The organism is Burkholderia sp. Se-20373 (genome assembly GCF_017104705.1).
Lineage (GTDB): Bacteria > Pseudomonadota > Gammaproteobacteria > Burkholderiales > Burkholderiaceae > Burkholderia.
On sequence record NZ_JAAGPH010000235.1, the window covers coordinates 1 to 7299 of the forward strand.

Consider the following 7299-nt stretch of genomic DNA (forward strand, 5'->3'; position numbering starts at 1 on the left):
CGTCGCCGTTCGGGCGCCCCGAACCCGCGCCGCCGGCGCCGGGCATGCCGTCGTAACCGGCGCCGCGGCCGGTGCGCGCCTGCGCGTGCTCCTGGGCCTGGCGCAGCTTGCGCGCGATCCACGAGCCCGCGAAGAAGAGAAGAATCAGGAGAAGAATCTGTCGCATCGGAAACCTGCGTTCAAACCACGGAACGGTGCAGCAGCACCTCGAAAACGAACCGGCTGCCGACATACGCGAGCAGCAGCGCGGCGAACGACACGAGCACCCAGCGCGCGGCGCCCCGGCCACGCCAGCCCGACGTCTTGCGGGCGACCAGCAGGCCGCCGAACATCAGCCACGACAGGATCGCGAATACCGTCTTGTGGTCGAGGCGCAGCGCGCGCGCGTCGACCTGCTCGCTGAACAGGATGCCCGACGCGAGCGTCAGCGTGAGCAGCACGAAGCCGGCCCCGATCAGGCGGAACAGCAGCTTCTCGAGCGTCAGCAGCGGCGGCAGCGTCTCGAGCCAGCTCGCGATCCAGCCCGTCGAGCCGTCGCGCCCGCCGCTCCTCAGCGACTGCAGGCGCCGCTCGACCATCAGCATCAGGATCGCGTGCAGCGCCGCGATCGCGAACAGGCCGTAGGCGATGTTCGCGATCAGGAAGTGCAGCTTGAACAGCGGTGCTGCGGCATAAGGAAGCACCCGCACGCCGCCGAACACGAGCGGCAGCAGCGACGCGCCGCACGCGAGCGGCAGCACCAGCAGGCGCAGGCTGTCGAGCGGAAAGAAGAAGCTCTCGATCCAGTAGATGCCGGCGCCGAGCCAGAACATCGCGGACAGCGCGAACGCGAAGCCGAACACCATCGCGTCGTTCGGAAAGATCGTCATGTGGAGCAGCACGCCGTGCGCGACCAGCGCGGCGAACAGCAGCGCGCGACCGGCCCCGCTCATCCCGGACGCGGCGGACGCGGGAACCGGCACGGCCGGCACGCTCGCGACGAGCGGCGTCGCACCCTGGCGGTGCGTGCGCCAGCCTGCGACGGCGAGGCCGCCGTACAGGAATGCGGTGAGGGCATACAGTACAATATCCATGTTCGAAGTTTACACTAGGCCCCCTTCCCGCGACGGCTCCCTTTGTTCGGTTCCGCCGCGCCTTCGGGCCCCACTGTCCATCGCTCCCCATGCTCGACAATCTCACTCAACGGATGGCGCGCGTCGTCAAGACGCTGCGCGGCGAGGCCCGGCTTACCGAGGCGAACACCCAGGAGATGCTCCGCGAGGTGCGTCTCGCCCTGCTGGAGGCCGACGTTTCGCTGCCGGTCGTCCGCGAATTCATCGCCAAGGTCAAGGAAAAGGCGCTCGGCGAAGAAGTGATCAGCAGCCTGTCGCCGGGTCAGGCGCTGGTCGGCGTGGTCCAGAAGGAACTGACCGCCGTGATCGGCGGCGACTACGAAGGCAAGGCCGCCGAGCTGAACCTCGCGGTCACGCCGCCCGCCGTGATCCTGATGGCCGGCCTGCAGGGCGCGGGCAAGACCACGACCGCCGGCAAGCTCGCGAAGCTGCTGCGCGAGAAGTACAAGAAGAAGGTGCTGACCGTGTCGTGCGACGTGTATCGCCCGGCCGCAATCATGCAGCTGAAAACGGTGAGCGAACAGGTCGGCGCCGACTTCTTCCCGTCCACGCCGGACCAGAAGCCCGTCGACATCGCGGTTGCGGCCGTCGACTGGGCGAAGCGCCACTACCATGACGTGCTGATCGTCGATACGGCCGGCCGCCTCGGCATCGACGAGGCGATGATGCAGGAAATCGCCGCGCTGCACGGCACGCTGAAGCCGGCCGAAACGCTGTTCGTCGTCGACGCGATGCTCGGCCAGGACGCGGTCAACACGGCGAAGGCGTTCAACGACACGCTGCCGCTCACCGGCGTCGTGCTGACCAAGCTCGACGGCGACTCGCGCGGCGGCGCCGCGCTGTCGGTGCGTCACGTCACGGGCAAGCCGATCAAGTTCGTCGGTGTCGCCGAAAAGCTCGACGGCCTCGAGGTGTTCCACCCCGACCGGATGGCGAACCGGATCCTCGGCATGGGCGACATCCTCGCGCTCGTCGAGGAGGCACAGCGCGGCGTCGACGTGCAGGCCGCGCAGAAGCTTGCCGACAAGGTCAAGAAAGGCGGCGACTTCGACCTGAACGATTTCCGCGCGCAGATCTCGCAGATGAAGAACATGGGCGGCCTGTCGTCGCTGATGGACAAGCTGCCCGCGCAGTTTCAGCAGGCGGCGGCAGGCGCCGACATGGGCCAGGCCGAGAAGTCGATCCGCCGGATGGAAGGCATCATCAGCTCGATGACGCCGGCCGAGCGCGCGAAACCCGAGATCATCAAGGCGACGCGCAAGCGCCGCATTGCAGCCGGCGCGGGCGTGCCGGTGCAGGAAGTCAACCGGATGCTGAACCAGTACGACCAGATGCGTACGATGATGAAGAAGCTGAAGGGCGGCAACATGCAGAAGATGATGCGCGGCCTGAAGGGCATGATGCCCGGCATGCGCTGATTCCGCCCATCGGCCGGCGCGCGGGTTTTTGCTGTAGCGCGCGGCGGCCGTTCTGCTTCATTCTTATTTGTATACCGACTGCCCGCCAGAACACATGAACCGCGAAGAAGCCCTCCACATTTTCAACCACTCCGAAGAGATCGTCTCGGCGGACGCCGTCAACGCGTCGATCTCCAAGATGGCCGACGCGATCCGCGCCGAGATCGGCGACGCGTTCCCGCTCGTTCTCTCGGTGATGGGCGGCGCCGCGGTGTTTACCGGGATGCTGCTGCCGCATCTCGATTTCCCGCTGGAATTCGACTACATCCACCTGACCCGCTACCGCAACACGACGCAGGGCAGCCCGGAGATGCACTGGCGCGTCGCGCCGCGCGAATCGGTGAAGGACCGGATCGTGCTCGTGCTCGACGACATCCTCGACGAAGGCGAGACGATGGCCGCGATCCGCGACCGCATCCTCGACATGGGCGCCAAGCGCTTCATGTCGGCCGTGCTGTGCGAGAAGACGCTCGCGAAGGCCAAGCCGCTGCACCCCGACTTCTGCGGCTTCGCGGTGCCGGACCGCTACGTGTTCGGCTGCGGGATGGATGCGAAGGGCTACTGGCGCAACCTGCCGACGATCCGTGCGCTGACCACGAACGTCTGAGCACCCCGCTCCGCACTATATAAGTAGAAAGCGGCGCTCCGGTTCCCCGGAGCGCCGCTTTTTTTAAGCGTCTTGGGTACGCGCCGCCCCGCCCTACAGCTGGTGCACGAACGCGCGGACGCCGCCCAGCATCATCTCGACCGAAATCGCGACGAGCACGAGGCCCATCAGCCGCTCGAATGCCGCGACGGTCCGCTCGCCGATCCATTGCTGGATCCGCTCGGCCAGCACCAGCGTCACCGCGCAGACGATCATCGTGACCGTCAGCGCGCCGACCCACTCGAGCATCTTGCCGGGCCCCTGCGACGTCAGCAGCATCACCGTCGCAAGCGCGGACGGCCCGGCGAGCGCCGGAATCGCGAGCGGCACGATGAACGGCTCGCCGCCCGCACGCGGATCGTTGCCGAGCGCGCCATCCGGATGCGGGAAGATCATCCGCAGCGCGATCAGGAACAGCACGATCCCGCCGCCGAGCCGCAGCGACAGGTCGGTAAGGCTCATCATCCGCAGGAAACGATCACCGACCAGCATGAAGAACAGCAGGATCACGAACGCGATCCCCACTTCACGCAGGATCAGCTTCACGCGCCGCTCGCGCGGCACATCCCGCATTGCCGAAATGAACAGCGGGATGTTGCCGAGCGGATCGGTGATCAGCACCAGGAGCACGGTGGCCGACAGGAAGGTGTATTCCACCGCGTTCCCCGGTCGGTGCGCTTAGCGCGCGAGCGCGGCGCGGATCTTCTCCGCGACCGTCGCCGCAGCCGCGTCGGCCGGCAGCAGCGTCGCTTCGGCGTCGCGGCGGCCCTGATACTCGATCTTGCCTTCCTTCAGGCCGCGCTCGCCGATTACGAGGCGATGCGGCACGCCGACCAGCTCCCAGTCGGCGAACATCACGCCCGGGCGCTCGCCGCGATCGTCGAGGATCACGTCGATGCCGGCAGCAACGAGTTCCGCGTACAGCTTGTCGGCCGTCTCGCGCACCATGTCGCTGCGGTCATAGCCCATCGGGCACAGTACGACTTCGAACGGTGCAATCGACTCGGGCCAGATGATGCCCTTGTCGTCGAAGTTCTGTTCGATCGCCGCGCCGAGAATGCGCGTGACGCCGACGCCGTAGCAGCCCATCAGCATCGGCTGCGGCTTGCCCGACTCATCGAGGAACGTCGCACCCATCGCTTCCGAATACTTGGTGCCGAGCTGGAACACGTGGCCGACCTCGATGCCGCGGCAGATGTCGATCACGCCCTTGCCGTCCGGCGACGGATCGCCCTTCTTCACGTTGCGCACGTCGGCGACGTCCGGCTCGGGCAGGTCGCGGCCCCAGTTCACGCCAGCGATGTGGTAGTCGACCTCGTTCGCGCCGACGACGAAGTCGCTCATGTTCGCGACCGTGCGGTCCGCGATCACCTTCACGGGTTTCTTCGTGCCGACCGGGCCGAGATAGCCCGGCGGCGTGCCGAACCACTCGACGATTTCCTGCTCGGTCGCGAAGCGGTGGTTCTTCAGGCCCGGCAGCTTCGACACCTTGATCTCGTTCAGGTCGTGATCGCCGCGCAGCATCACGAGCCAGATGGTCGGCTCGGCGCCTTCGTTGTCGGTCGCGAGCACGATCGACTTGATCGTGCGCTCGAGCGGGATGCCCAGCAGCTCGGCGACGGCTTCGCACTTCGCCTTGCCGGGCGTCGCCACTTTCTCCATCGCTTCGGCCGGCGCCGCGCGTTCGGCGATCAGCGGCAACGCTTCGGCCGCCTCGATGTTCGCCGCGAATTCGGACGTCGGGCAGTACGCGATCGCGTCTTCACCGGTGTCGGCGATCACGTGGAATTCGTGCGAGAAGTTGCCGCCGATCGAGCCGCTGTCGGCCGCGACCGCACGGAACTCGAGGCCGAGGCGCGTGAAGATGCGCACGTATGCGTCGTACATCTTGCGATACGACTCGTTCAGGCCGGCCGCATCCTTGTCGAACGAGTATGCGTCCTTCATGATGAATTCGCGGCCGCGCATCACGCCGAAGCGCGGACGGATCTCGTCGCGGAACTTCGTCTGGATCTGGTAGAAGTTCACCGGCATCTGCCGGTAGCTCTTGATCTGGTTGCGCGCGATGTCGGTGATGACTTCCTCGTGCGTCGGCCCGATCACGAAGTCGTTGTCCTTGCGGTCCTTGAAGCGCAGCAGCTCGGGACCGTACTGCTCCCAGCGGCCCGATTCCTGCCACAGTTCGGCGGGTTGCACGGCCGGCATCAGCAACTCGATGGCGCCCGCCCGGTTCATTTCCTCGCGCACGATCGCCTCGACCTTGCGAATCGAACGCAGGCCGACCGGCAGGTAGTTATAGATGCCGCCGGCGACGCGACGGATCATGCCGGCGCGCACCATCAGCTTGTGGCTGACGATCTCTGCGTCGGCGGGTGCTTCTTTCAGGGTGCCGATAAAGAAACGGGAAGCTTTCATGCGGACGGTTCCAAAAACGGCGCCCCCAGGCGGGGCGCCCGAAAAAGTTTCAAGGTGAAAAAGCTGCGCGCGACGAACGGCGATGGCGCAGATGACGTAGCAGACTAATCAGGGACAATTCAGCCGGTGTGCCCCGCGCGGATTCGCTCCGTCACGGTGCGCAGCGCCCGTTATCTGTTTATAATCAAAGCAATTTTAAAGGATTCGAAGGTGGTTGTATGCTGGATCGTGAAGGCTTTCGCCCGAACGTCGGCATCATCCTCTTGAACGCGCGCAACGAGGTGTTTTGGGGCAAGCGGCTCCGCGAGCATTCCTGGCAGTTTCCTCAAGGTGGGATCAAGTACGGCGAGACCCCCATGCAGGCGATGTACCGGGAACTGCACGAGGAAACGGGCCTGCATCCGGAACACGTCAAGATAATCGGCCGCACACGCGACTGGTTGCGTTATGAGGTGCCTGACAAGTTCATTAAACGCGAAGTACGCGGTCATTACCGCGGCCAGAAGCAGATCTGGTTCCTGCTGCGGATGGTTGGACGCGATTGCGACATTTGCTTGCGCGCGACCGACCACCCGGAGTTCGATGCGTGGCGCTGGAACGAGTACTGGGTGCCGCTCGATGCGGTGATCGAGTTCAAGCGGGATGTCTATCAGTTGGCGCTGACGGAACTGTCGCGCTTCCTGCGCCGCCCGGCGCAGCGAGCCGAGAAGCCGCGTGGGCCGCGTCTGTCGCGCTATCCGCGCGTCATTGGCGTACAGGCCCAGCAGACGCTGACGATTGTCGACACATCGGTAGTCTGTTCGGAGATCGAAGTGGAAGCGGGCACGCTCGACGAGATGCCGCCCCACGTGATCGTCGGCAAATGACGAATCGAACTGCATGACCGGGCGCGACCTTGGTGTCGCGCCCTTTTTTTACGAGGAATGCATATTGAAAGCGATTGCTCTCGCGCTCGCATCGATTGCCGCGGCAGCCACGCTGGCAGGTTGCGCGAATTCGAAGACGCCCACCAACAAGGATGACAGCGAGTTCGTATATCTGCTGGACCGCCAGGGCACGTGGAAGGAAAACACGGTCGACTCGCTGCCGCCGCTGCCGCAAACGGGCGACCTGCTGCCGTTCAACGTATCGCAGAACACGCCGCTCAAGTTCTTCGTCGATGCGAAGTCGCTGGCGGTCGGCACCGATGGCGTCGTGCGCTACGCGGTCGTCATCACGAGCCCGGCCGGTGCGCGCAACGTGAACTACGAAGGCATCCGTTGCGACACCTACGAATGGCGTCAGTACGCCGGCCTGAATTCGGAACACGACGGCTGGGATCGCACGGTCGAGAACGACTGGCGGCGCATCGAGAACGGCGAACTGAATGCCTACCACTCGGCGCTCTATCAGGACTACTTCTGCGCGAACAAGATGCCGCAGGGCTCGACCCAGCAGATCCTGGAGAACATCCGGTTTCACCGCACCGCGATGAGCCAGTTGCGCTGACGGCGCGCGGCGCCCGCCGCGCCCCTGTTCGTCGCATGAAAAAAAGCCCGCATCTGAACTGACCCCACGAAGTTGGACGGTTAAAGGCTAGGCGCCCAAGGACTGAGTTCTGTATTGCACGGGACTCAGTCCTTTCAGTTTGAGCTTGATTCGTTCGTGATTGTAGTAATGGATGTAGCGC

General features: G+C 65.1%; 8 protein-coding genes and 1 pseudogene. 4 read left to right on the top strand and 5 right to left on the bottom strand.

Annotated elements, in window-relative coordinates:
• Both G3N96_RS39520 and ccsA read right to left on the bottom strand, forming a co-directional pair.
• Positions 1-166: pseudogene (locus G3N96_RS39520) on the bottom strand (deaminase); the annotation flags it as partial.
• 13 nt (positions 167-179) lie between these two features.
• The gene (gene ccsA, locus G3N96_RS36665; protein WP_085042265.1) at positions 180-1073 is read right to left on the bottom strand and encodes a cytochrome c biogenesis protein CcsA; all 894 of its coding nucleotides are present in this window, start codon (positions 1071-1073) and stop codon (positions 180-182) included.
• Between the two features lie 89 nt (positions 1074-1162).
• On the opposite strand from ccsA, the gene ffh reads away from it, so the two are divergent.
• Both ffh and G3N96_RS36675 read left to right on the top strand, forming a co-directional pair.
• Positions 1163-2530 carry a signal recognition particle protein gene (ffh, locus tag G3N96_RS36670; RefSeq protein ID WP_021159890.1) on the top strand — a complete coding sequence of 456 codons (1368 nt, stop codon included), beginning with the start codon at positions 1163-1165 and terminating at the stop codon, positions 2528-2530.
• A gap of 94 nt (positions 2531-2624) precedes the next feature.
• A complete protein-coding gene (locus G3N96_RS36675) occupies positions 2625-3176 on the top strand; it encodes a hypoxanthine-guanine phosphoribosyltransferase (RefSeq protein ID WP_089424439.1) in 552 nt (183 codons plus the stop codon).
• 93 nt (positions 3177-3269) lie between these two features.
• On the opposite strand, the gene G3N96_RS36680 is transcribed toward G3N96_RS36675, so the two are convergent.
• Together G3N96_RS36680 and G3N96_RS36685 are read right to left on the bottom strand one after the other, a co-directional pair.
• On the bottom strand, positions 3270-3872 hold the full coding sequence (locus G3N96_RS36680) for a MarC family protein (RefSeq protein ID WP_011350864.1): 603 nt from the start codon (positions 3870-3872) through the stop codon (positions 3270-3272).
• 21 nt (positions 3873-3893) lie between these two features.
• Complete coding sequence (locus G3N96_RS36685) at positions 3894-5630, bottom strand: proline--tRNA ligase (RefSeq protein ID WP_206140265.1); 1737 nt, start codon at positions 5628-5630, stop codon at positions 3894-3896.
• 218 nt (positions 5631-5848) lie between these two features.
• On the opposite strand from G3N96_RS36685, the gene G3N96_RS36690 reads away from it, so the two are divergent.
• Together G3N96_RS36690 and G3N96_RS36695 are read left to right on the top strand one after the other, a co-directional pair.
• Positions 5849-6496, top strand: coding sequence for an RNA pyrophosphohydrolase (locus G3N96_RS36690; protein ID WP_069247070.1), 648 nt, complete (start codon positions 5849-5851; stop codon positions 6494-6496).
• Between the two features lie 13 nt (positions 6497-6509).
• Positions 6510-7118, top strand: a complete 609-nt coding sequence (locus G3N96_RS36695; RefSeq protein WP_124576459.1) for a CNP1-like family protein — start codon at positions 6510-6512, stop codon at positions 7116-7118.
• Positions 7119-7205: 87 nt separating this feature from the next.
• On the opposite strand, the gene G3N96_RS36700 is transcribed toward G3N96_RS36695, so the two are convergent.
• A partial coding sequence (locus G3N96_RS36700; RefSeq protein WP_200037567.1) for an IS3 family transposase occupies positions 7206-7299 on the bottom strand: 94 nt, incomplete at its 5' end.

Bases quoted from the DNA above. Each gene is read 5' to 3' on its own strand.
- G3N96_RS36690 (WP_069247070.1), top strand. From the start codon at position 5,849: ATGCTGGATCGTGAAGGCTTTCGCCCGAACGTCGGCATCATCCTCTTG.
- ccsA (WP_085042265.1), bottom strand. From the start codon at position 1,073: ATGGATATTGTACTGTATGCCCTCACCGCATTCCTGTACGGCGGCCTC.
- G3N96_RS36685 (WP_206140265.1), bottom strand. From the start codon at position 5,630: ATGAAAGCTTCCCGTTTCTTTATCGGCACCCTGAAAGAAGCACCCGCC.
- ffh (WP_021159890.1), top strand. From the start codon at position 1,163: ATGCTCGACAATCTCACTCAACGGATGGCGCGCGTCGTCAAGACGCTG.
- G3N96_RS36695 (WP_124576459.1), top strand. From the start codon at position 6,510: ATGACCGGGCGCGACCTTGGTGTCGCGCCCTTTTTTTACGAGGAATGC.
- G3N96_RS36675 (WP_089424439.1), top strand. From the start codon at position 2,625: ATGAACCGCGAAGAAGCCCTCCACATTTTCAACCACTCCGAAGAGATC.